This is a genomic window from Lactobacillus sp. UMNPBX6, assembly GCF_002553975.1.
Lineage (GTDB): Bacteria > Bacillota > Bacilli > Lactobacillales > Lactobacillaceae > Lactobacillus > Lactobacillus gallinarum.
Window position 1 is genome coordinate 1 of record NZ_PCZD01000152.1, and the last position, 235, is coordinate 235.

A 235-nucleotide genomic window follows, 5' to 3' on the forward strand; every position below is an offset into this window, starting at 1 on the left:
ACTTTTTTTAATATTTGAACGAAGTGTTCAATTTGATTTTACAATCCGCCAAAATTTAATTTTGCTTATTTATAGTAATAAAAGCATTTTGTTAAATAAAAATCAGGATGTAAGCAAATCCCTAACACCTGCTATTAAATCGATGTATACTTATAGTGTATTGATAAAACAGAAAGGATATATTGTCTATGAAGAAATTAAATACTAACAAGCTTACTGAAGAACAAGCAAACCT

The 235-nt window shown here is 26.0% G+C and carries 1 protein-coding gene; it reads left to right on the forward strand.

The window, feature by feature from the left end; all coding sequences use genetic code 11:
• On the forward strand, window positions 1–208 hold a 208-nt coding region (locus CP357_RS10635; protein WP_233187257.1), incomplete at its 5' end, for a hypothetical protein.
• Window positions 209–235 lie beyond the last annotated feature (27 nt).